Below are 24,408 nucleotides of genomic sequence, written 5' to 3' on the forward strand. Positions count from 1 at the left end.
TCTAGCGACGCTTCACAATCTTACGCGGAATCAACTCTACCCCTGTCTTATGACGTTTCGCCGAAGCGTTTAAAGCAAGCTCCATGGCACTATCTGCGATGACTTCGAACTGTTGAGGTAACGAATTAATTTTTATTGGCAGAAAATCCAATAGTCGGTTATCACCAAACGTCGCAAGTCGTGTCGTGCTCATCAGTTCCGGCTTTTCAAACATCACATCCAATACCCCTTCCAACAATGTATAAGAAGTGGTGACTATGGCCTGTGGAAGAGTGCCTTCCGCTAACCAACGTTCTAAGACTTTCTTTCCTTCTTCACGGGAGAATTGATGACCGTAACCCACGGTGATGGAACATGCTTGCTGCTGACATGCAGACCGAAAGCCTAACTCACGTTCTCTAGAAATTTGTAGCTCTTGCAACGCACCGATTAATCCAATGGATTGTATCTCTGGCGAGAGCACCGATTCAGTCAACTCAAGTGCCGCATCAAAATCCTCACTGATCACACAACAGAAATGCTCATCATCTAATGGGCGGTCAAGCGCAATTACGGGAGTCCCGCTGTTTTGAACTTTCAGGTAGAACTCATTCGCAGATGGCATACCACTCGCGACAAATAAGGCATCAATTCTCCGGCTGACCAAAGCTTCTGCTACTTTTTGCTCGGTGTCAGGATCGTCGTCAGAACAACCAATCAAAATCTGATAGCCCGCCTTACGCGAGTTGAGTTCAAGCAATTTCGCCAAACGGGCATAACTGGTGTTTTCCAAGTCAGGAATGATCAAGCCAAAAGAGCGGGAGTTCCCCGCGCGCAAAGCTGATGCGGCGTGGTCTGGCTTATAATTATACTCTTCAACCACTGCCATGACGCGCTTTTGCGTCTTCTCGCTAATTCGGTATTTCTGCGCTTTACCATTAATGACATAGCTTGCCGTGGTTTTAGATACGCCAGCCAATTTGGCCACTTCATCCAGTGTCATATTCTTCACCTTAATCTGTGCGCGCGATCATAATAATAGATTAATGATCCTTTGATAGGTTGAATTATATGCTGAACCGATTCAGTATAAAAGCTGAAAGGATTCAGCAAAACGTAAAAATTGATGTAAATCACGAAAATACTGACGTTATTCAATTTATCGTCTACGATTGATAAAAGTAACACTTCATCATGACGAACATCATACTTTAAGCCGTTTTGCTGAGTGTTTTAAAAAATTTTGCTCATTTGCTGAATCGATTCAGTTGATCATAAAAAATAGAACCGAGCAATTTTTAACTAGGGATGTAGGCATGTTGGTTTAAACAAAGGTCGACATTCAACAACACAACCGCCATGAATTTTAAATTGATACCTTAAGGCTGGAGAAGCACCATGCTTAAGCTAAGTAAGAACGACATTACTCTTTCACAATCTGCTACCGATAAATTCGAAGCGATCAAAAACATCGCAAAGAGCCTGACCGAAAAAGGTTTGGTTGAACAAGGTTATGTGGACGGCATGCTAAACCGCGAAAACCAAAACTCGACGTTTTTAGGTAACGGTATTGCGATTCCTCACGGTACAACCGATACACGCGACATGGTTAAATCCACTGGCGTAGCCGTTCATCACTTCCCTAAAGGTGTGGAATGGGGCGACGGAAATACAGTGTTTGTTGCGATCGGCATCGCGGCTAAATCTGATGAGCACCTTGGGATTCTAAAGCAATTGACTAAAGTGCTTGGTGCGGATGGTGTAGAAGAACGCCTACGTAATGCAAAAAATGAAGATGAAATCATCGCCCTGCTCCACGGAGATGTTCAACTCGAAGCTGATTTCGATGCTTCTCTGATTCAACTTCAATTTCCAGCAAGCGACATGATCCAAATGAGCGCGGTTGCAGGAGGCTTGTTAAAAAACACTGGCTGTGCAGGCAGTGAATTTGTTGCAGACCTTGTGACAAAAGCACCAACCAACCTTGGTAACGGTTTATGGTTAGTTGGTAGTAATAAGCAAGTATCACGCACTGGCGTTTCTTTCGTATCAACCGCTAATGACTGTGAATATGAAGGTCAAAAGGTTCGCGCACTTGTCGCTTTTGCGGCTTGCAATAACGCTCACCAGTCTATTCTAAATACGCTATCTACTTTGGTGTTTAACAACGAGCACAATAAACTGTTGGATGGTTCTGCTGAACAAATTCTTGGTTTGTTTAAGGGTGAAGAAATTTCTACCGCCTCAGCGGAAGACGGGAACGTTGCGGTCTTCAAAATCAAAAACTCTCACGGTCTACATGCTCGCCCTGGCGCGATGCTGGTCGCTGAAGCGAAAAAGTTCGAGTCTAAGATTCAAGTATCTAACCTCGATGGCGATGGCAAAGTCGTGAACGCGAAAAGCCTAATGAAAGTCATTGCGCTTGGCGTGAAACACGGCCACCAGCTTCAGTTCTCTGCTGAAGGTCCGGATGCAGCGCAAGCACTTGAATCGATAGGTAACGCTATCGCGTCTGGCCTTGGCGAAGGTTAAGGAGCGTTTATGACTGTTACACAGACAAACCAAGTTACAAAAACAAATAAAGTCGTCACGATCACGCTCAACCCTGCCTTGGACTTAACGGGGTCAGTAGAGTCGTTAAATGTTGGCTCGGTCAGTCTTGTCCAACAAAGCGACCTGCACGCTGCGGGTAAAGGGGTGAACGTTGCTAAGGTACTCAGTGATTTAGGTGCAGACGTAACGGTGACTGGCTTTTTAGGCAAAGACAACCCTGAGCTGTTTCATCAATTGTTTGAAGAAATCGGCGTACAAGACGAATTTATTGAAGTCGTCGGTCGACCCGCATCAATGTCAAACTGGTTGAGTCAACGGGTGAAGTGAGCGACATCAACTTCCCTGGTGTTCAGGTAACGAACGAAGATATTGCGCGCTTTGAAGAAACACTATTTCGCCTAGCTGAAACCCATGACTACTTTGTATTGGCTGGCAGCCTTCCGGGCGGTGTCTCTTCAGATCTCTGCGCAGAATGGATTCAAAAGCTTCACCAACTCGGTAAAAAAGTGCTGTTTGATAGTAGCAAAGCCGCCTTAAAAGCTGGCATTGACGCTAACCCATGGCTCATCAAACCCAATGATGAAGAACTGAGTGACTTCGTTGGTGAACATCTTGAAACCCCTGAGCAATGTCAAGCCGCTGCTCAAACACTGAGCGATAAAGGTATTGAAAATATCGTTGTCTCAATGGGCGCAGATGGTGTGATGTGGTTAAACCAAGGGGAATGGCTGCGTGCACAACCACCAAGAATGCAAGTGGTCAGTACTGTTGGTGCTGGTGACACCCTCGTAGCTGGCCTTTGTTGGGGTCACATGCAAGTGATGCCAAAACACGATTTATTGCGCTTCGCAACCGCACTGTCTGCACATGCAGTCAGTCAGGTTGGCGTTGGGCTAACCAGTCAGGAAGAACTGGAGAACATCAAGCTCCAAACGCAAGTGAGCGAGCTTTACCCTAATACAAGCTTAGATAAAAACTAAGGAACAGAAGGTTATCAGTATGAATATTGCCATTATTACTGCCTGTCCAAGTGGTGTTGCAAACAGCATCCTAGCGGCTGGTCTCCTAGAAAAAGCGGCAGCAAAACTGGGCTGGAATGCAAACATTGAATGCCAATCGAGTGTTGTTGAGCCAACCCTATTAACAGACGCCGATATCGAGCAAGCAGAAGTTATCGTTATTGCGGCTAACACGCCTGTTGATACTTCTCGTTTCGTTGGTAAAAAAGTGTATCAAGCAGAAATTAGTGAAGCGGCAAAAGACGCAACGGCATTCCTTGAAACCGCCGTTGAGAAAGCTTCAACGCTTGAAACAGCAACCACCGTTTCAGCGCCAGTTGAAAGCACATCAGGCGTGAAAAAAATTGTCGCGATTACTGCATGTCCGACTGGTGTTGCCCATACATTTATGGCAGCAGAAGCTCTCGATGAAGAAGGCAAGCGTCGTGGTCACCAAATCAAAGTAGAGACGCGTGGCTCCGTAGGTGCGAAGAATCAGCTTACTGCGCAAGAAATTGCCGACGCAGACTTGGTTATCATTGCCGCTGACATTGAAGTGCCGCTTGATCGCTTTAACGGTAAGAAACTGTACCGTACTAAAACAGGACCTGCTCTGAAGAAAACCGCAGAAGAGATGGATAAAGCATTTGAACAAGCAACGGTGTACCAACACTCTGGTTCTTCGAATGCGTCAGCAGACACGGAAGAGAAAAAAGGCGTCTACAAACACCTTATGACAGGTGTCTCCCACATGCTTCCAGTTGTTGTGGCTGGTGGTTTGATCATCGCCCTATCTTTCGTTTTCGGCATCGAAGCGTTTAAAGAAGAAGGCACTATGGCCGCTGCACTGATGAACATCGGTGGTGGCTCAGCCTTTGCTCTGATGATACCGGTCCTTGCTGGTTTCATTGCATTCTCTATCGCTGACCGCCCTGGCCTAGCTCCTGGTTTAGTCGGTGGTATGCTCGCAAGCTCGATCGGTTCTGGTTTCCTTGGGGGGATCGCAGCTGGTTTCATTGCTGGTTACTCAGCAAAACTCCTTGCGGATAAAGTATCACTTCCACAATCAATGGAAGCACTAAAACCGATCCTAATCATTCCTTTCGTTGCCACCTTATTTACTGGCCTAGTGATGATTTACATCGTCGGTGGACCTGTTGCTGGCATCATGACCGCTCTGACTGAATTCTTGAACAACATGGGCTCTGACCGCGCGGTACTGCTAGGTATTATTCTTGGCGCAATGATGTGTTTCGACTTAGGTGGTCCAGTAAACAAAGCGGCATACGCATTTGGTGTAGGTCTATTGGCTTCTCAAACTTACGCGCCAATGGCAGCAATCATGGCTGCGGGCATGGTTCCAGCACTCGGCATGGGCTTGGCAACGTTTATTGCTAAGAGCAAATTTGCTGAAAGTGAACGTGAAGCGGGTAAAGCATCATTCGTGCTAGGTTTATGTTTCATCTCTGAAGGTGCTATTCCATTCGCAGCCAAAGATCCAATGCGTGTTATCCCTTCATGTATGGCAGGTGGCGCATTAACGGGTGCTCTATCTATGCTGTTTGGTGCGAAGCTAATGGCTCCACACGGTGGTCTGTTTGTTCTGCTTATCCCGAATGCAATTACACCTGTAGTAATGTACTTAGTCGCTATTGCAGCTGGTACAGCAGTAACAGGCTTTACCTACGCATTCCTAAAAAGCAAAGCAGAAACCAAACAAGAAGCAACTGCATAAGCCACTGATAATAAGTTAACAATGCCACCCTCGACTTGGCATCTGGTACCCCTCCTAACCATTGGTTAAGAGGGGTATTTTTTTACTTAGGATTAGGCTCTGACACAATATCCACTTCCCCAGTTTTTATATCAACCGTTGCACGGTAGATGCTATAAGGATCAGCATGATGTTTAAACGTAAAGTAATATTCATTATAGGGGGTCCATAATTGCTGGCTAACTGCAGGTCGAATATCGTAGCCATCTTTTTGATACACCTCTGTCGCCATCACGTTTGCGATCGCGGCTTGTCTATCCGCATCGCGTTCAACTTTCGGTTCAAGTGATGGATTACTCGGATAAGACGCGCCATCATAAGACATCAATCGGTATGAACCGTTGCTCCAAACAATGAAGTCTTGCCACCCATTGGTCGACGATTCCGCTAATACGACGGGGGTTTTAACTACCGTCATCGTATTGATGATTTTCCCATCGTTATCAAAAATGTACCCTGTACAGCCCCCGCTGCCACAAAAATAACGGCTTTGCATCAATACCATGTGCTCTGCACTACCATCTTTGTTTAAGTCAACACTACCGGCAAGATATTGAATATCATCTTGCTCAAGAGATAAACCAACGGGTTTAAGTACTTGACTATCAACCCACGATACAATTGTCGCTTTACTGGCACTGTTGACTGCCGCTGTCTGTTGCTGTGGAGCATCGATGGATGAGCAACCAATTAATGTTAATGATCCAAAAAGGAAAATTCCGTGTAGTACGCGAGTATTCATACAGCCTCTCTTTATTGTGTGCTTTGTTGAGTATACGCGTTAACGCCCTACTATTGGTAAGAAAAACAGAGAATCCAAGTTCGAATTCGCTCCAATGGCACTTATGTTAGATCGAAAAAAAACCCTGAGGACTTCCCTCAGGGTTGGGCAGGAATCTAACTTGCTTAAAGTCAGGGAGTCCCTTACGCAGTGGTTGGTTTTATCCTAAACAGAATTGCAAACATCACTGGCACAACAATCAGTGTCAGTATTGTGGCAAAACCAAGACCTGCCATAATCGTAATCACCATGGAATCAAAGAATGCATCAAATATCAGCGCCACCAAACCGAGAATCGTTGTCATTGCAGCCATACTCAGGGACGAATACGGTGGAGCGCACGGTATTCAGGTCCAAGATACGGATTCGGCCTAACACAGAGCGCATAAAGGTGACAACCAACGTGCTGCAGTCGCTAGAGTTTGAGAGGCGTCTTTATTCCTGATGACCTGAAACACCTTTACATACGGGTATAAAACAACACCATCAAAAAACGCGAGTTATATCGTATGTTTGTCTACAAACGACTTATTACACACCCGTGCAGTATAATTAAAAATTGACACCAATCAAGTTATTTTCCATATGTATAATAAATAGAAAGGGAAATATGAATTTGATTAGTCAAAGCACGCGGTTTCTGGTACAAGTAACCAGCAATGCCATATAAAGGAAAATTCAAACTATGAATGAAAGAAAGCAGGGACGAAGAAGTGCCGAGACAGCAGAACAAACCAAATGCCTTATTCTTAAAGTGGCTGCAGATATGTTTTGTGAACTGGGTTACGAACGCGTTTCACTGCGTAACATCAGTGAAAAAGCTGGAGTTTCACATAGTTTGATTCGTCATCATTTTGGCAGTAAAGAGAAGATTTGGCAGGCAGTCACTGACGCTATGGATAAGTTCATGCAAGACTATATGGCCGAGCTCATCAATAAAATGCCTGAAGATACCCCTTCAAATAAAAAAATTTATCTGTTTATGGTTCAGATGCTTGCCTTCTGCTTGATGAAACCCCACCCAGTTCAGATGATTGCCGATTCAATAAGACAAGATGACAATGCGCTATTTGAATATTTCTTAAAGTCTAAAAGAGGCTTCTCGTCAATCTTCACAAGTACCTTTTGTCAGTACAATAAAGAATACCCAGACGCACCATTCAATCCATGGGAAGCCAAATGGCAAATGCTTATTTTTGCACATGGGGCCAACTCGCTGTCCCCGATGATGCAAGAAACATGGCCAGACAGTGCAAATCAGCGCGACCAGCTTTTAAAGAATCACTGGGAACTGTTCAACTCCATCATGGCGAGTAAATGTGGCATCACCCAACAAGACATGCTCCATCCGGATAAACTGGACGATATCGTCATTGATATGTGTTGTGATATCGAAAGTGCGCTTGTTTGACGCTGTATACGCAGTACGTAGCAAAAAGAATCATTAAAAATGCCGAGCTAATTTGCTCGGCATTTTTGTTCCAATACTTTTTTAATGTGGCTCAACCACGGCTATGACTTATTCGCGTATAGCTTATTCGCGTATGAGTTGTTCGCGTATGGATTATCCACGTATAACTTATCCACGATAGTAACGCTGAGGTACAAATGGCATCTTCTCAACCGTCATTGGCAGCATTTTGCCACGAACTTCAGCAAACAATTCATTACCAATCGCAGCCAAATCAGCTCGGACGTACCCCATAGAAACAGGCTTACCTGCATTCGGACCCGCAGTACCACTGGTCACGATACCAACTTTAACACCCTCAGAATCAAACAGTTCAACGCCTTCACGAACCGGCGCTTTTGTCTGACCGACAAGGCCAACACGTTTACGTACAACATCTTTCGTTTCGATTTGCTGCAAGATGATATCGGCACCAGGGAACCCACCTTCTCGCTCCCCGCCAGTGCGACGAACTTTTTGAATCGCCCACAACAAACTAGCTTCAACTGGCGTCGTTGTTGTATCCAAATCATGGCCATACAAACACAAGCCACACTCTAAACGCAGAGAGTCACGTGCGCCTAGGCCAATCCATTCGACTTCATCTTCGGCAGTCAGTTTTCGCGCTAGCGCTTCGGCGCTGCCTGCAGGAACTGAAATTTCGTAACCATCCTCACCCGTATAACCACTGCGTGAAACGATGCACTCGATACCTGCAATATCAACGATGCGAATATCCATAAACAACATGTCTGCAACTTCTGGAGCAAGACGAGACAATACTTGCGCCGCTTTCGGACCTTGAATAGCCAGAAGAGCACGATCTTCAATCACTTCTAACTCAACACCAGCCGGTAGATTTGCGTTCAGATGCGCGATGTCCTGCTCTTTGCATGCTGCGTTAACCACGACAAAAAGATGATCACCTAGATTAGCAACCATCAGGTCATCCATAATCCCGCCATCGTCATTGGTAAAGAATGCATAACGCTGCTTTCCTTTATCAAGGTCAATAATGTCGACAGGAACTAAAGTTTCTAAAAATGCAGCAGCACCTTGACCAGTCAAACGAAGTTGCCCCATGTGAGAAACGTCAAACAGGCCTGCAGCATCGCGAGTATGTAGATGCTCCTTCTTTACGCCAAGTGGGTACTGAACAGGCATGTCATAACCAGCAAACGGAACCATTTTTGCGCCAACTTCTATGTGAAGAGCATGCAGTGGTGTTTTAAGAAGTTCTTGAGTCATTTTCGTCTCCATTTAGATAGACCCGCAGATGCGATTGCATTTATGTTTCCAATAATAAACACGCTTCACTCTATTTTGCACGAACAAGAAGAGCCTTGACGCTAAAAATGTGACTTTTAACATTTTATAAACAACAAAGCGGTTTAAAATTGAACGTAATTACGTCAATCACCATCAATATACACGTTATTTTACCCCTGCCAGCACCAATAGCAATCGTTTGCATTCACTATAGGAAATATAGGCCATTTAACACTACTTAGCCGTAACCCATAGTATATGGGCATCTTCATCACTGACACTGGTCAACATATGACCCATGTTAGCGTCATAGTAAACACTGTCGCCTTCATTCAAAATGACTGGCTCATAGAACTCAGAATAGAATTTCACTGCTCCAGATAAGATCAGCAAAAATTCCTCACCATCGTGACGAATCCAGTCTTTATACTCTTCAAAGCTTCGAGCTCTTATCTGACTCTTAAACGGCATCATTTTTTTATTGGAAAGTTGTGTCGCTAACAGCTCATGCTCATAGGTCTGAGTGGGATGCGGCTTGCCTTGGTTTTTCTTGGTAATATCTCTACGACCAGCAGCAGCTTTTTTCCTAGGCGGTTCAAACAGTTGCGGCATATCTATTTGCAAACCAGACGCCAGCTTTTGCATTGCTTGGAAAGTTGGTGAAATCTGCTCATTTTCGATTTTACTTAGCGTGGAACGAGCAAGGCCTGTGCGCTGGCTCGCCTCTTCCAAAGTAATACCTAGTTTTGCGCGAATATCCTTAATGCGTTGACCCAATTTCAACGGGTCAACATTTTGCTGCTTTTGCTCTTTCGTCAGCGTCATCGATGGGTATTCATCGTAAATGTTGTCTGCCATAAATCCCTCTAACAATATCCCTAATTGTGTCTTCCCTGCATTGTGCATGAACCCTATAGTGGATAAAAGTCCACCAGGACCATTAAAGCGTGCTCTTGTTAACAAATCAAGAAATCATGTTTCCTATACGAAATTTTGGTTGAATGTTTTTGTCGCAAACGTTATGTTATCGACTTGTTAGATGTAGAGATGCAGTTTTTCCGTTAGAGATTGAAGCAGGAAGCGTGAATCCAACGGAGTTTTTGCCCATTTTTTAGGGCTGGATGTTCGCCCTGTCTTGCAATGCGAGTTAAGCGTCGCAGCTACGCAGGACAGCTGTTTTGAGGACAAATGAACCGAACCGCAAACCAATAATTCATTCGATGCGGGTTCATTTTCAAATTTGGAAGGTCAACCACCATGAACAAGAGTTACCCTAACCACAGCTTGGAAAACTTTTTCTCTACCAATCTCTCTGCGACTGATGACGCTGTATTTGCGGGTATCCAAGCGGAGTTTGCTCGCCAAAATGAACAGATTGAACTGATCGCTTCCGAGAACATTGTTTCTAAAGCGGTCATGCAAGCCCAAGGCACTTGCCTAACAAATAAATACGCTGAAGGTTACCCAGGTCGTCGTTATTACGGTGGTTGTGAGCATGTTGATACCGTTGAGGCTATCGCTATCGAACGAGCGAAAAAGCTTTTTAGTTGCGAATACGCAAACGTTCAACCTCACTCTGGCGCTCAGGCCAACGGCGCAGTTAAACTCGCCCTTCTTCAACCAGGCGACACCATTTTAGGCATGTCTTTGGATGCAGGCGGTCACTTAACTCACGGTGCGCGCCCTGCTCTATCAGGTAAATGGTTTAACGCGGTACAGTACGGTGTTGACCGCGATACACTAGAAATCAATTATGAAGATGTTCGTGCTCTGGCTGTCGAGCACAAACCAAAGATGATCATCGCAGGTGGTAGTGCGATTCCACGCGTTATCAATTTCGCGAAATTCCGTGAAATCGCAGATGAAGTTGGCGCGATCCTGATGGTAGACATGGCTCATATTGCCGGTCTTATCGCAACAGGCGCTCACCCTAGCCCATTGCCACACGCACACGTCGTAACAACAACCACGCACAAAACACTTCGCGGTCCACGTGGCGGTATGATCCTGACTAACCACGAAGACATCATTAAGAAAATCAACTCAGCCGTCTTCCCTGGCCTTCAAGGTGGCCCATTGATGCACGTTATTGCGGCAAAAGCGGTGGCGTTTGGCGAAGCCCTTGGCCCTGAGTTTAAAACTTATATCAATTCAGTGATCAACAACGCAAAAGTATTAGCTGAAGTATTGCAGACTCGCGGTTGCGATATTGTGACAGGCGGAACAGATACTCATCTTATGCTGGTTGACCTTCGCCCTAAGGGGTTGAAAGGTAACAAAGCGGAAGAGGCACTTGAACGTGCAGGAATCACGTGTAACAAAAATGGCATCCCATTTGATTCAGAGAAGCCTATGATTACATCGGGGATCCGTTTAGGAACTCCAGCTGGCACAAGCCGCGGCTTTGGCGCAGAAGAATTCAAACTCATTGGTAATTGGATTGGCGATGTACTGGATGGGTTAGTTGACAGCCCAGAAGGTAACACAGAAGTAGAACAACGCGTTCGCAAAGAAGTGAAAGCGCTGTGTGAACGCTTCCCTCTTTACCGATAAACAATTTTAACGCAGTTATTTTTTGGAGATTAAGCAATGGACAACACATTGAAGTTTGCAGATAGCCACGAGTGGGTACGCGATAATGGTGATGGTACAGTGACTATCGGAATTTCTGAACATGCGCAGGAAATGCTAGGTGACGTGGTATTCGTCGACCTGCCAGAAGTGGAAGACGAAATTGAAGCTGGTGATAGCTTCTCACTCGTTGAATCGGTAAAAGCAGCATCAGATATCTACGCACCAATCAGTGGTGAAGTGGTAGAAATCAATGAAGAGTTGGAAGATAGCCCAGAGCTTATCAACGAAGAACCATACGAAGGCGGCTGGATTGTGAAAGTGAAGATGTCTGACCCATCAGAACTCGACAATCTGAAAGACGCAGAAGAATACCTAAACTCTATTGAAGAAGAGTAATTAGGAAGATTTTCAAAGCTGTCTCCTTATGGAAGGCAGCTTTTTTCAATGTTCGGAAATATAGACCTTATCGTTGACGACACATCCGAACGATGGAGTAGGTAAAGGACAATGACTGAATTACTTCAAAGCCTCAGCACGCAAAATGAGTTCGTTGCTCGCCACAACGGCCCAAACAAATCTGACCAACAAAAAATGTTGGATGCGATCAACGTCGCTAACCTTGATGCACTTATCGAAGAAACGGTTCCAGCACAAATTCGTCTGGAAAAACCGTTATCGTTAGCAGAAGCGAAAAGCGAAGCAGACATGCTTGTCGCGATGCGTAAGTTTGCCGATCAAAACCAAATCAAACGCACATTCATTGGTCAAGGTTACCACAACACCTTCACGCCAAACGTGATTCTACGTAATGTACTGGAAAACCCAGGTTGGTACACTGCGTACACACCTTATCAGCCAGAAATCTCTCAAGGTCGTTTAGAAGCGCTACTGAACTACCAGCAAATGGTCATGGACCTAACGGGGATGGAAATCGCGAACGCTTCTCTATTAGACGAAGCAACGGCAGCCGCCGAAGCGATGACACTATGTAAGCGCGCTGGTAAGAGTAAAAGTAACGTATTCTTTGTCGCTGACGATGTTCACCCGCAAACGCTAGAAGTTGTAAAAACTCGTGCGAAATACATCGGCTTTGACGTTCAAGTAGGTTCACTGGAGTCGCTACCAGAACAAGACGTTTTTGGTGCACTCGTTCAATACCCAGGCACAACCGGTGAAGTTCGCGACTTGACGGACATCATCGCTAAAGCCCAAGCAAACAAAACTCTCGTCACGGTTGCAACTGACCTACTCGCTTCAACTCTGCTTAAACCAGCAGGTGAAATGGGTGCGGATGTTGTTATCGGTTCAGCGCAACGCTTCGGCGTGCCAATGGGCTACGGTGGTCCACACGCTGCATTTATGGCAACGCGTGACAAACACAAGCGTACTATGCCTGGTCGTGTTATCGGTGTCTCTATCGATGTTAACGGCAACCAAGCTCTACGTATGGCCATGCAAACACGTGAGCAGCACATCCGCCGTGAAAAAGCGACCTCGAATATCTGTACTGCGCAAGCATTGCTAGCAAATATGGCGTCTTTCTACGCGGTATTCCACGGCGCAGAAGGTCTACGCACGATTGCTCGTCGCACTCACCACATGACTGCGATTCTCGCTGCCGGTCTGACTAAATCTGGCTATGAGCTAACACACCATAGCTTCTTCGACACCATTACTATCAATACAGGTAGCAAAACAGAAGAACTGTATGCGAAAGCGCAAGCAGCAGACATCAACCTACGCAAGCTCGATGGCAAGCTAGGTATTAGCTTCGACGAAACAACAACAACGGCTGACATCGATGCGCTATTTGCTGTGTTTAACGTACAACTAGACGTTAACGCCCTGTCTTCTGAAATCGCAAGTAATGAGTTTGCCGCCATTCCAGAAGCACTGCGTCGAACTTCAGAGTTTCTCACCCACCCAGTGTTCAACACGCACCACAGCGAAACGCAAATGATGCGTTACCTAAAACAGCTTGAGAACAAAGATTTCTCATTGACGCACGGCATGATTCCACTGGGCAGCTGTACAATGAAACTGAACGCGGCCGCAGAAATGATTCCTGTAACTTGGCCTGAGTTTGGTTCAATTCACCCGTTCGCACCTCTTGAGCAAGCGGCTGGTTACACTGCCCTTGCTAAAGATCTAAAAGAGAAGCTATGTGAAATCACTGGCTACGACGATTTCTCGCTACAGCCAAACTCTGGTGCATCAGGTGAATACGCAGGTCTTATCGCGATTCAACGCTACCACGATAGCCGTGGCGAAGGTCACCGTAACGTATGTTTGATCCCAAGTTCAGCACACGGTACTAACCCGGCGACAGCGTCAATGGTGTCAATGAAAGTGGTTGTGGTTAAATGTGACCAAGACGGCAACATCGACATGGGTGATCTTGCTGATAAGATCGAAAAACACAAAGACAACCTATCAAGCATTATGATCACTTACCCTTCTACGCACGGCGTTTATGAAGAGCAAGTGAAAGAAGTATGCGAAATGGTGCACGCAGCTGGCGGTCAGGTATACCTAGACGGTGCCAACATGAACGCTCAGGTTGGCCTAACCTCTCCGGGCTTCATCGGCTCTGACGTATCTCACCTGAACTTACACAAAACTTTCTGTATTCCACACGGTGGTGGCGGTCCGGGTATGGGTCCTATCGGTGTGAAATCTCACCTGGCTCCTTTCCTACCTGGTCACATTGAAAATGGCGTGGAAGGCAAAGAGTTAGCGGTTTCTGCTGCTGATATGGGTAGTGCATCTATCTTGCCTATTTCTTGGGCGTACATCGCGATGATGGGTGAAGCAGGTCTGCTAGACGCGACTAAAGTGGCCATTCTTAATGCCAACTACGTGATGGAACGTCTACGTCCTCACTACCCGATTCTTTTCCGTGGTAAGAACGGCCGCGTCGCGCACGAATGTATTGTCGATATTCGCCCGCTAAAAGAAGAGACAGGCATCAGCGAAGAAGACATCGCAAAACGTTTGATGGACTACGGTTTCCACGCGCCAACGATGTCATTCCCAGTTGCTGGCACATTGATGATAGAACCTACTGAATCTGAAGATTTAGAAGAACTTGACCGTTTCTGTGAAGCCATGATCGCAATCCGTGAAGAGATGACGAAAGTGAAAAACGGTGAGTGGCCACTTGAGAACAACCCTCTTGTGAACGCACCTCACACTCAAGTGGATCTCGCATCGGACTCTTGGGATCGCCCTTACTCTCGCGAGCTAGGTTGTTTCCCATCGAAGGCGACGAAGTCTTGGAAATACTGGCCAACAGTAAACCGTGTAGATAACGTTTACGGCGACCGTAATCTAATCTGCTCGTGCCCAAGCATCGAAAACTACGAAGATTAATTCCGTATGTGATCACAGCTTATCAAGTTGGACACAGGCTTGATAAACATAGAAGTACAAAAGCGAACCGGAAGGTTCGCTTTTTTATTTGAGTACATTCGTCTTGGATTTAGGTAAGTAAAATCATTATTGGACAGAAATGAGTTAGAGTTGGCGATCCAAGTCAGATAATCTGAATTTGGGCAAATCTGGCTTAAAAATAAGAGCCTTAAATGGAGAATTTTTACCTTTGAATCAGTCTTTCAACCCTGACGGTCTGGAAATCCCCAAACTTTGCAACGGAGCCGCTTTTTGTCGACACAGACTTTCCACTACTGAGCTAATTTCCGCTGGCATAACACCAAGTTTGTTCCCAACCTCTAGCCTATCGTCAAAAACCAAATTAAAAAAATAACGGTAAATATCTTGCCATTGGTGGAGACGTTTCAGGCTTATTCTGCGTGCATACTCAGGCTTAACCAGCCGTTGAACTCATGCCAAAAATATTGGTTCCAATTGGGATGAGATGGGAATAACTGTTCGACTCTAAACTGCTTATTGGTTAACACGCCTATGCCAACATGCCAGTAGCTTTGCGCATAATCAATGAACAATCGATACCATTTTTCATTCCACCAGCTCATGGTTTTTGTCATCGCAGTTGATTTTGAATTTGGCATTTGTTTTTGTACATGGCAATAGAACAGAGCTGTTTGATCACGGCTGACTTCCTCACAGAAAGCGGTAATCGCAGCTCCACGCAAAAAACTTTCATGTTCAAGAACAATAGCTTGAGGAGGAAAGCTAATCACCTTCTGTCGTAGATTCTGGAAGTGAGCATGAGCAGCATATACTGGGCGAAAAATGAGCGCCTCTTTAGACAAAGCGTGACGATGCTCGGCATAGGCAAGCATATCAAACTGACTGCGAGCCATGATTTTGCTGTAAGTTTTCTCAGCTTTACTCAAGACATCCTCATCATCTTCGACCTTTTGCTCAACTGCATCCAACTTATAAATGCCAGACGGTAAAGCTTCTGACAGCAATGAGGATTGGCTGGATAGTGCATTGTCATTGATAAGTAACATATAACCAGAACGAGCATCAGCGCTTGAGACAGTCCAAAGATAGGTTTCACGCTGCTGACTTTGATGGTGCTGGAAACCTGATCGGCAGGTTTGCACGCATGTTCTGGTTTGAATCAACGGCAAACTAAAATTAGCCTCCCACTGACGACTGGCGTAAGTAAGCAAATTCGCAAGCATCGTAATGCGCTGTGAAAACGCTTTATTACTCAGCTTACAGACCTTTTGAAGATTATCAGGAGTCACGCCTTTAATGAGCGCATCCATTATTGGCTGAAGTTGTTTGCTTAGCTTCTCAACATTCGGCAGCGTGACGACTTGCTGACATTGAGCACACTTAACTCGCTGGCTGCCAGAGGCAGTGAAACCGTATCGGTGAAGTTGTGGTTGCAAGCAACCACAGCTATCAAAAAATTCCAGATCAAATTGCTCTCGTTTAATCTGTTGAGCGAGTTCGATTATCGGTTGGTTGGATAATACTGGAGGGAATGCCCCGCATTCGGGGCAATGCCATGCATCATAGCCAAGCCGATTAGAGCGAGTATAAATGCTAAGATCTTGCTGGCCACAATTGGGACAACCGTAAGTCTTACACCCATTATATTCTACTCTAAATGGCATCCGCTCTCCTGTTACCGTTGCTTATTCAGATACATCTACTTGACGACCTAACGCAGGCACTTTGACATGTTTCTTAGCTTTAAACTGGTTAATTAACGTCTGTGTAATAGAGCTACTTTCAGATAACAGTTTGCCATCTGCAAAGACTTTATAGCCGTCACCACCGCTTGCAGCATAAGAGTATGTTGCTACTTTATAGGTTTGAGTATCTTTTACTGCCTTACCTTGAATTTTCAACGTCAGTAAACGTTGCCCCTCAGGCCTTTTACCATCGTATTTTGCTTCAATACCAGAGAATTGAGCTAATCCGTAAGGCAACTTGTAGCTATATTCTAGTAGCTCTTTAACTTGCTTACCCGTCAACTCAACCACTGACAACTTATCAGTGAATGGGAACAGGTCCATAACGTTTTCCATCGTGACCGGACCTTTGTTTAAGTCCACACGAATACTGCCTGAACTAATCATACTTATATCCGCATTACCAGCTTCACGCATCATGTCCGCAACTAAGTTTCCGACATTAGATTCACGGTAATATCGACGGAATGCCGTTTTATCAATTGTCGCTATCTCTTGATTCAGCTCTGGATATTTAGCTCGCGCATCGTCGATTAACTGCCCTGTTTTAGCATCTCTTGCTAACTTGTCAGATTCGACAGGTATCAGTTTCCCTTCTAGCAAGTTTACACTGTGTTTATCTGTATCAACGGCAAACTTAGTGTAACCAAGGTATTTTCCTTGTCCGAAAGTTAACCCAATAACGGTGCCTGTTTTGGGGTGAACAACGGGTTTCCACAAACCATGGTCAGAGTGACCGCCAAAGATAACATCAACCCCCTTTAGCTTTCCTGCCATTTCATAGTCTTCATCGAAGCCACGTTGCACTTCGGGATCCGCTTCTTTATCCGTCTGCATAGGCGCAGTTTTGTTTTGGTGCGTTAATACGATCACCATATCGACTTCATCACGAATTTTATCAACCCAGAACTGAGTCACTTCCGCAGGGTCATCAACGGTTAAGCCTTTGCGGTTTCCTTTCCACATGGTGTTATAAAAGGCATCAACACCCATCACACCAATAACCCCGATACGAATGCCGTTGCGTTCAATGATTGTGTACGGCTGCGCAAAAGGTGCGTTGTTTTGTTCAAATTTAATGTTTGCATTCAATACTGGGTAAGCCGCTCTTGGCATATTTTGTTTGAGTGTTTCCCAACCATATTCAAACTCATGATTACCTAGTGTTATTGCGTCGTATCCCATTGCACTGTACAGGTCAAACGAGAGTTTCCCTTTTGTTTTTTTAGCCAGCGATCCAGTAAAAATATCACCCGCATCGAGCAGGAAGCTGGTGTCTTCTTTTGCTCGCACTTCCTTGATTAATGTGGCTAAGTAAGGAATGCCACCAATACGTGCTATATCAGGGTTCCAGAACGCATCTACAGGTTCGTAAACACTTTCAATATCATTGGTATGGAGTAAGGTTACATTACGAATTTCTGCAACCGCGCTGTTCGAAACACCAATCATAGTTGCAATCAATGACAACATTATTGGCGAGGCAATTTTCTTTTTCATAGTCTGTTCCGTGCAAAGTGAAAAGCAAAATGTGACATGGTTAGTGTCGGATTGATTATGCTTAGCTCAATACACGTAATATTTGAATCAGCTCACATCAGCCATATAGAAAACAGAAATGGAACTCCGGAGTTTCTTTTTGTGTTGGTCGTAAGGCATGCAAAGAGTTATATGCAAAAAGCGAACACGTAGCAAAGCTAGGGAATTCCAGATAGTCTGAGCTGAATAACGGATTAAAAGATAAGTGTGCCTTTCTGTCAGACACACTTATCCTGACATATAAATACAGTATTTGTAGTGGCTTAATGATCCCGGACAGAACTAACAGCATATTTAACCTGAACTCGGGATAACCTAAGCCTATCAGTACTACTCTTTTAGCGCCTAACCTATTTAAAATCAACGCAATAGACCAGCTATTGTCGTATAATGCTACCTAGTTATGCATCTAAAATTACAGTACTAAGTAATGAAAAAGTATCTATGTTTTTAAATCAAAGGGTTATAGCCTTTCTTGTCCCGAATTCAGGTTATTTAGTCATTAGAAAAAATAGGTCAAATAATGAGAAATGTGTCCCAAATCTTTGGCTGGAACACTTTGGGGCAGAGGTGTGTTTGCCATAGCCAGTTAAATAACCCCTGACAAACGCTCTGATAGAGGAAACGTTGCAAACTGTATTATCTTCTGACTCTATAAACCTAATTTATGGGCATTCTAAGCAGAGCTAGGGGTTAGCTCTGATGCAACCAATGAATCTACCCAATGGCTTCGAGCTTGCTCGTACATATCACAGATCACCTGCTCGGTAACGAGGAGAGATACCTCCTCGGCCTTTGCGAGTGTTTTCTCGATGTGCTTCATATCGCTACGTTGCTGCGCATGGGCATTTAAGATATGGCAATACATTACCAATTGGCCGCGGTAGAACCCACTGCGCTGCCACAATGCTAACCCCTCCTCCGCTCGCTCAATGGCTTGTTGATACTCACACTTAAGCAAGTGCTTACGGGCAAGGCCATTTAGACAATCGGTGTAGGAGTGGTGCAGATCATTTTGCGCTGCGATTGCCTTGGTTTGGCGTAGCAATTCAATCGACTCATCGATCTGGCTAGGTACTCCATCGCTGTACTCATTGATAGATTGATGTAGATGGTTTCAGCGGTATTATCTAACGCTTTGGCGATTACCAGTGCCTCTTGATAATCTTGATAGCTCTTTTGGAAATACTCGCTGTCTTGAGTTTCTAACCCTAACGAAAGGTAGCAAAGCCCACGTTGCGTCATGGCGCGGCAGCGGATCATTTCAAGGTGAGAACGGTGCGCCTCTTCAATGAGGGGCTCGATGATGGTAAGGGCTTTTGACGTCTGGCCATGTTGCCTTAGCGTCATAGCAATCTGCACCTTCGCCTCCCCAATTGTCTCTGGAGAGCTGCCGATAGCGGCAAGGTCTTCAAACACGGATAGCGCCTCATCCATACGACACTGCTGTTGGTACAGCTTACCGCTCAGGTGCAGGAAGTCCTCTCGGTCTTTCTCCGAGATCTGCGCACTTTCAAGGTAGTGCTGGGCTTCGATGAAGTTTTTGTAGCCTAGCTGAGCCTCAACATTGATTCCGTTGATCTGGTCGGCATAATAGTAAAATAGGCACGTCAGTGCGGTGTTTTTTGATTCATCAGACTGATGGTCGAGCAAGGCCCGCTTCATCAATGGATTGATCGAAAATGCCTGTCCGGGCAAGGTCTGGATAAACGAGTGCTGAGTCAACCTATCCAGTTCGGTAGCTGGGTATCCGGTATTGTATTGCCGGATCATATATTGAAAAAGTTGGCTATCGAAGTGCCGACAGTTTGCCAGTACTTTCAGGGTTGCACTCTCCGCTCGGTCTAGGTAGCGGATAAATCTATCTAAGATCTCTCTCTGGGTCTTGCCCTGAAAATCATCCGGCGTTGGGGTTCGTAATAGAGTGAACTTAATTTTTTGATAGGTATCAACAGAGACATCAAGGTAAAAGGGAACCCCCTTGCTGTTCTCGACGATAACATCAATGATTTCAGAGTCTTGGATATCACAACTTTCCAAAAAATAGCGCGCATCGGTTTCAGAGAGTGATTCGAGGATGTGCGAATCCAACACCTCTGCCCAATCGGACTGGTACTCTGACCATCTCAGCTTGTCTCGACCAGCAATCACAAACAGCACGTTGGGATGATGGGTAATCCACTCACGCACCCATTCATCGACTGAAAAAAAGTGCCCCTCACGATAAGCGTTGTCCCACATTGCCTCGTATGAGTCGATAAAGACACACAGCTTTTGTGCATCATCCTTATCTAACGCAGCATTCAAGTCTTCAGCCAGCATCATAGGCAGGCGCTCTGCGATTTGCTGTGGAGTTAGACTTGGTAGCTCTTTGAAGATACGGCTGCCCGCCGAACTCCACCAGCGTTCTAGGACGTTCACGCCTTTTTTGCCCAATACGGCTAGCTTAGTCACTACGCTGGCAACTGGTAGCGCCTCTAGTGTCTCGACCAAGGCTTGAGCGATGTCCGTCATCAGATCAGAGGTTTGCAGGTACTCTAGGCTAGGGTCGTTGATGGTGATATCGGGGTTTACCTTTTGCAGATAGATCAGGTAGGCAAAATCAAAGGAGCGAAAGCTCGGCTTGGGCTTAAACTGTTGGGCTAAGGTTTGGCGCAATGAGCGGAGGCAAAAAGCGCAATCTTGATAAGCGGGGTCCTCCATGTCGATACGTACATGGCACCAGTCACTAGTTAGAGATTCACTTTTCGAGAGCTCTTTAAGCAATCGAGATTTGCCAATACCGCCAAAACCATAAAAATTAATGACGCTATGCTCAGTGGAGTCAAAGTTATGGATTGCCTTTCTGAATGTCTCCCTCGGAAGCTCTCGGTCGGTGAAGATGCGTTGAGCCTTAATTGGGGCACTATTGAATGTGTGTTTAGGTTTAAGAGCCATCGAATTCCTTTCTCGACTATGCCGGTACGTTTAGGGAGGATATCGCCTCGGACAAATGTGTGCCCTAGACCCTGCCCCAATCATAAATGATTCTTGCGGGAAGTCATGGTTAGCTAGAATATATCAACTAAACATTTGATCTGAATCGATTTGGGCGGCAGCTATGTATTATTACCCCACGTTGTCTAGAATGATGTTTACTGCGGGGTATCGCTCGACTTTATAAGTGAAAAGCTAGCATCCTTATTTTCGGTCCATATGATTTCGTCACCTTGCTACCAATTGAGATCCTTTAGATAATCGTCAGAGATCTCGAAGTAGTGCTCGCCTTTCTCGGTTACTTTTATCGGTATTCTCATAGATTGACCTTTTCTTAAACAAGTATTCGACAATCAGCACTATTGAATCATAATGAAAACTAAGTCAAATATGCATATTAGGCTTGACGTAAACAATAGGTTTCAGCACGGAATGGGGCATTTCTGATCTAGAAGTGCTCACAGTGAACTTGTGATCACCGTAAACAAAAAACTATTAGCAAATAAGCAGTTAATTGCGTCTTCTCATACTGATGATGTACCCCCTCTGTCCAAAACGCGACGATTTTCGTCAACTTCTATTCAGATATCATTCACATAGTCTTCTAGCATGAGCTTTTCTCAACAAAGAAAGGACAAATTAATAATGTTAGAAATACCATCAGAAAAATACCGAGCAGCTCCTGTTATCAGCTTTCCACAGCGAACCTGGCCATCAAAGATATTAGACAAAGCCCCTCGCTGGCTCTCAACCGATTTACGAGATGGCAATCAGGCTTTATCTAACCCAATGAATATTGATAAAAAACTGAAGCTCTTTAACCACTTAGTTGAATGTGGATTCAAGGAGATTGAGGTAGCATTTCCATCAGCATCGCAAACGGATTTTGACTTTGTTCGATGTCTGATCGAAAACGAGTTAATTCCAGATGATGTTACTATTCAGGTGATTACGCAATCCAGATCGGACTTGATTGAGCGAACTATTGATTCTCTAATCGGGGCGTCTAAGGCCATAGTCCATTTGTACAATGCTACAGCTCCGTCTTTTAGAGATATTGTTTTTTCTCAGGATAAAAAGTCTACTCTAGAACTTGCTGTAAATGGGGCTAAACAGATTAAAGCCTTGTGTGAAAAACATCCTGAAACTGTATGGACTCTTGAGTATTCACCAGAGACATTCAATTTTACGGAACCCGAGTTTGCACTTGAAATCTGTGAAGCAGTAGCGTCCGTGTGGCAGCCAAGTAAGACACGGCAGCTTATCATTAACCTGCCAACAACTGTTGAATGTAACACTCCTAACGTTTTTGCAGACCAGATTGAACACTTCATAAATACATTTAGTTCATTAGAGCACGTTACTATTAGTGTTCATCCTCATAATGATCGAGGTACAGGTGTTGCTAGTGCTGAACTTGCCATACTGGCAGGAGCAACTCGGGTCGAAGGTTGTTTATTCGGGAACGGTGAACGTACAGGTAATGTTGACTTGGTCACACTCGCACTAAACCTTTATTCACAAGGCATTGATCCTAAATTGCGCTTTTCTGACATTCGGCATACGGTTGAACTCGTCGAGCAGTGTAACGAAATACCTGTTCATCCTCGTCACCCATATGCTGGAAGGTTTGTTTTCACCGCCTTTTCGGGGTCTCATCAAGATGCCATTAAAAAAGGATTTTCTTCGCATAGCTCTAAGTTGAAGAGCTTCTGGGATATCCCTTACTTGCCGATAGACCCTATGGATTTGGGGTGTAACTATGAAGAAGTGATTCGTGTAAATAGTCAATCAGGTAAGAGTGGTGCTGCATGGTTACTCCAAGAAAACCACGGATTGTTATTGCCTAAAATGCTCCAGGCCGATTTGAGTAAGAAAGTGAAAAGTCATACCGATAGATCGGGATGTGAAATTAATCTTTCGGAACTATGGCAACTATTCAGAGAGTCTTATGGTCTTGTCAATAATCCGACCTTAAGATTGCAGAGTTATCAGAGCCAAACAACAGCGTTTGGCCAAAAAATTCAAGCCAAAATTCATCACAACAACAAAATGATAGGATGTGTTGGCTCTGGGAATGGTCTAATGTCTGCGTTGCTAAAAGGGTTAATGGAACAATATGGTTTGCAGGTGAATATCGTTGACTATCACGAGCATACACTCGGTTCACGAACCCAAAGCAAAGCGGCCTGTTATGTGCAGCTACAGTCTACGATTTCTAATGTGAGCTTTTTTGGTGTCGCAATTGAAGAAGATGCAACAAAAGCGTCTCTACAAGCACTGTTGAATGCCTACTCTAATGTACTACAGACTAACTTAGCGCTTTAATCGTGTTCTAATGGATTAACCATCGGACAATATTCCCTCGGAGACAGCCCTGTTCGACTTTTAAACATCGAGCTAAATGCACTAGGCTGTCATATCCAATCGCCAATGCAGTATCTAACACACTACACCCGCTGGCTAGAAGTTCAGACGCATGGAGTAATCGCTTCTGACGTAGCCATTCTGTGAACGTAAGACCTAGCTCTTGCTGAAACCGACGAGAAACAGTTCTTTCACTTTGGCCCAAATACTTGGCAGCATCTGAAGCTGTCCATGGGTGTGAAAGACGCTCAGATACGTTATTACAGAGCATACCCAATGCCTCTGTTCTTGGATTGGGGAGGTAAAAATCAATGGGGTTTAGCAAACGCAATTCATCAAGTGTCAGTTCAAATATTCGTTCTTCTCGCGTTCCCGCTCTCCGAATATCAGGTAGAGATACGGCCTCAACAATTAAACTGGTCAGCAACGACGAAACTTTCGATAGTACACAGCTATTGGGAAGGTCTGCCCTGGCCATAGGATCAACAAAAAGCGTACGGACTCGAACGTCCCCCGTCATTCTAAGACTATGTAAGGTGCCAGCAGGTATCCATAGCCCTTGATTCGTTGTCACAACCCATGACTCTGATTGTGTATCCACTCGAATAACACCGTTTAAAGCATGTAAAAACTGAGCACACTGATGAGTATGAGGTGGTTCTACATCCCCATGAGAATAGTTGTGCGCATATGCAAGTATTGGAGGGCCCAACCTTTCGTCACAAAACTTCATAAATACTCGAGTAATCCTTACAAGATATGCGGCATGAAAAATAATGTAGCTAACTTATCCAAAATTCTCCAGAAGAAAGATAAGCTCTGTTTCCCTACTGAATAGTTTAACCAGTAGACATATGCCTACACCTATAGCACTCAGATACAGTTAAACATTAGGTAAATTAGGGCAAACGTCGAGACTCAGGAACGTCGTGAGTAAAGGTTCTGAATTGAAACGGAGCATTTTCGTGTTTCATGCCCCATTAATCCACCTGTAGAAAAAAGCGATTCAA

The 24,408-nt window shown here is 44.8% G+C and carries 16 protein-coding genes and 2 pseudogenes; 8 read left to right on the forward strand and 10 right to left on the reverse strand.

Translation table 11 applies throughout. The features are described 5' to 3' along the window. Position 1 precedes the first annotated feature (1 nt). Entirely contained in the window at positions 2 to 982 is a 981-nt protein-coding gene (gene cra, locus SU60_RS00755) for a catabolite repressor/activator (protein ID WP_041153880.1), read from the reverse strand. A 395-nt stretch (positions 983 to 1,377) separates the two neighbouring features. On the opposite strand from cra, the gene fruB reads away from it, so the two are divergent. The 3 genes and pseudogenes from fruB to fruA all read left to right on the forward strand — a co-directional run bounded on the left by fruB (position 1,378) and on the right by fruA (position 5,265). Continuing rightward, positions 1,378 to 2,511: a fused PTS fructose transporter subunit IIA/HPr protein gene (fruB, locus tag SU60_RS00760; RefSeq protein WP_041153881.1), complete on the forward strand. Its 1,134-nt coding sequence runs from the start codon at positions 1,378 to 1,380 to the stop codon at positions 2,509 to 2,511. A 9-nt stretch (positions 2,512 to 2,520) separates the two neighbouring features. Continuing rightward, positions 2,521 to 3,512 (forward strand): annotated as a pseudogene (pfkB, locus tag SU60_RS00765) (1-phosphofructokinase). Positions 3,513 to 3,531: 19 nt separating this feature from the next. After that, positions 3,532 to 5,265, forward strand: coding sequence for a PTS fructose transporter subunit IIBC (gene fruA, locus SU60_RS00770; RefSeq protein WP_041153882.1), 1,734 nt, complete (start codon positions 3,532 to 3,534; stop codon positions 5,263 to 5,265). A gap of 82 nt (positions 5,266 to 5,347) precedes the next feature. Here fruA and SU60_RS00775 read toward each other — a convergent pair whose 3' ends face one another. Together SU60_RS00775 and SU60_RS21090 are read right to left on the reverse strand one after the other, a co-directional pair. Next, complete coding sequence (locus SU60_RS00775; RefSeq protein ID WP_041153883.1) at positions 5,348 to 6,046, reverse strand: hypothetical protein; 699 nt, start codon at positions 6,044 to 6,046, stop codon at positions 5,348 to 5,350. A gap of 182 nt (positions 6,047 to 6,228) precedes the next feature. Then, positions 6,229 to 6,419: pseudogene (locus SU60_RS21090) on the reverse strand (efflux RND transporter permease subunit); the annotation flags it as partial. A gap of 351 nt (positions 6,420 to 6,770) precedes the next feature. On the opposite strand from SU60_RS21090, the gene SU60_RS00785 reads away from it, so the two are divergent. Further along, on the forward strand, positions 6,771 to 7,496 hold the full coding sequence (locus SU60_RS00785; protein ID WP_041153885.1) for a TetR/AcrR family transcriptional regulator: 726 nt from the start codon (positions 6,771 to 6,773) through the stop codon (positions 7,494 to 7,496). Positions 7,497 to 7,664: 168 nt separating this feature from the next. Here SU60_RS00785 and gcvT read toward each other — a convergent pair whose 3' ends face one another. Next, on the reverse strand, positions 7,665 to 8,783 hold the full coding sequence (gene gcvT / locus SU60_RS00790; RefSeq protein ID WP_041153886.1) for a glycine cleavage system aminomethyltransferase GcvT: 1,119 nt from the start codon (positions 8,781 to 8,783) through the stop codon (positions 7,665 to 7,667). Positions 8,784 to 9,038: 255 nt separating this feature from the next. Continuing rightward, positions 9,039 to 9,662 carry a helix-turn-helix domain-containing protein gene (locus SU60_RS00795; RefSeq protein ID WP_041153887.1) on the reverse strand — a complete coding sequence of 208 codons (624 nt, stop codon included), beginning with the start codon at positions 9,660 to 9,662 and terminating at the stop codon, positions 9,039 to 9,041. Positions 9,663 to 10,061: 399 nt separating this feature from the next. Between SU60_RS00795 and SU60_RS00800 the strand changes: the two genes are divergently transcribed. The 3 genes from SU60_RS00800 (at position 10,062) to gcvP (ending at position 14,750) form a co-directional block, all read left to right on the forward strand. After that, positions 10,062 to 11,357, forward strand: coding sequence for a serine hydroxymethyltransferase (locus SU60_RS00800; protein WP_041153888.1), 1,296 nt, complete (start codon positions 10,062 to 10,064; stop codon positions 11,355 to 11,357). Between the two features lie 36 nt (positions 11,358 to 11,393). Further along, the gene (gene gcvH, locus SU60_RS00805) at positions 11,394 to 11,774 is read left to right on the forward strand and encodes a glycine cleavage system protein GcvH (RefSeq protein WP_041153889.1); all 381 of its coding nucleotides are present in this window, start codon (positions 11,394 to 11,396) and stop codon (positions 11,772 to 11,774) included. A 111-nt stretch (positions 11,775 to 11,885) separates the two neighbouring features. Beyond that, entirely contained in the window at positions 11,886 to 14,750 is a 2,865-nt protein-coding gene (gene gcvP, locus SU60_RS00810; RefSeq protein WP_041153890.1) for an aminomethyl-transferring glycine dehydrogenase, read from the forward strand. Positions 14,751 to 15,181: 431 nt separating this feature from the next. Here the strand turns inward: gcvP and SU60_RS00815 are convergent, their stop codons facing one another. From SU60_RS00815 to SU60_RS00830, 4 genes are all read right to left on the reverse strand, one after another. After that, a complete protein-coding gene (locus tag SU60_RS00815; protein WP_052481444.1) occupies positions 15,182 to 16,435 on the reverse strand; it encodes a hypothetical protein in 1,254 nt (417 codons plus the stop codon). A gap of 21 nt (positions 16,436 to 16,456) precedes the next feature. Next, entirely contained in the window at positions 16,457 to 17,989 is a 1,533-nt protein-coding gene (locus SU60_RS00820) for a bifunctional metallophosphatase/5'-nucleotidase (protein WP_245228335.1), read from the reverse strand. A gap of 742 nt (positions 17,990 to 18,731) precedes the next feature. Then, positions 18,732 to 19,103 carry a hypothetical protein gene (locus SU60_RS21540; protein WP_128814580.1) on the reverse strand — a complete coding sequence of 124 codons (372 nt, stop codon included), beginning with the start codon at positions 19,101 to 19,103 and terminating at the stop codon, positions 18,732 to 18,734. Further along, positions 19,037 to 20,992 carry a tetratricopeptide repeat-containing protein gene (locus tag SU60_RS00830; RefSeq protein ID WP_041153893.1) on the reverse strand — a complete coding sequence of 652 codons (1,956 nt, stop codon included), beginning with the start codon at positions 20,990 to 20,992 and terminating at the stop codon, positions 19,037 to 19,039. Before SU60_RS00830 ends, SU60_RS21540 begins: the two co-directional genes overlap by 67 nt. Positions 20,993 to 21,640: 648 nt before the next feature. On the opposite strand from SU60_RS00830, the gene leuA reads away from it, so the two are divergent. After that, positions 21,641 to 23,359 carry a 2-isopropylmalate synthase gene (leuA, locus tag SU60_RS00835; RefSeq protein WP_245228326.1) on the forward strand — a complete coding sequence of 573 codons (1,719 nt, stop codon included), beginning with the start codon at positions 21,641 to 21,643 and terminating at the stop codon, positions 23,357 to 23,359. A gap of 7 nt (positions 23,360 to 23,366) precedes the next feature. On the opposite strand, the gene SU60_RS00840 is transcribed toward leuA, so the two are convergent. Continuing rightward, positions 23,367 to 24,131, reverse strand: a complete 765-nt coding sequence (locus SU60_RS00840) for an AraC family transcriptional regulator (protein WP_245228327.1) — start codon at positions 24,129 to 24,131, stop codon at positions 23,367 to 23,369. Positions 24,132 to 24,408 lie beyond the last annotated feature (277 nt).

This window comes from Vibrio mytili (assembly GCF_000830505.1).
In the GTDB taxonomy this organism is placed as follows: domain Bacteria; phylum Pseudomonadota; class Gammaproteobacteria; order Enterobacterales; family Vibrionaceae; genus Vibrio; species Vibrio mytili.